At 34.7% G+C, this 372-nt stretch carries 1 protein-coding gene; it reads left to right on the top strand.

Annotated elements, in window-relative coordinates:
* Positions 1-372, top strand: a 372-nt coding sequence (locus G9371_RS19010) for a transposase (protein ID WP_165471309.1), incomplete at both ends; no start/stop codon positions are given.

Genomic DNA, 372 nt, shown 5'->3' on the forward strand with positions numbered 1-372 from the left:
TCGACGTATACAACGCTTCTTTGCAGATCAGTATTTCGATTATCGTCAAATTTCTCAGTTAATTTTCAATATATTTTTATTCGATAAAGTCCAATTAACTTTGGATAGAACCAACTGGAAATGGGGGAAACGAGATATCAATATCTTGATGTTAGCCATCGTCTATCGTGGAATAGCCATACCTATAGTTTGGACATTGCTCAATAAACGGGGAAATTCAGATACAAAAGAGCGTATTGCTTTGATTCAACGCTTTATCTCCATTTTTGGTAAAGACCGTATTGTGAATGTGTTCGCAGACAGAGAATTTATCGGTGAGAAATGGTTTACATGGTTAATTGAAAATGACATTAACTTCTGTATACGTGTTAA

The sequence above is a fragment of the Acinetobacter sp. EKM10A genome, assembly GCF_011075215.1.
GTDB lineage: Bacteria > Pseudomonadota > Gammaproteobacteria > Pseudomonadales > Moraxellaceae > Acinetobacter > Acinetobacter baumannii.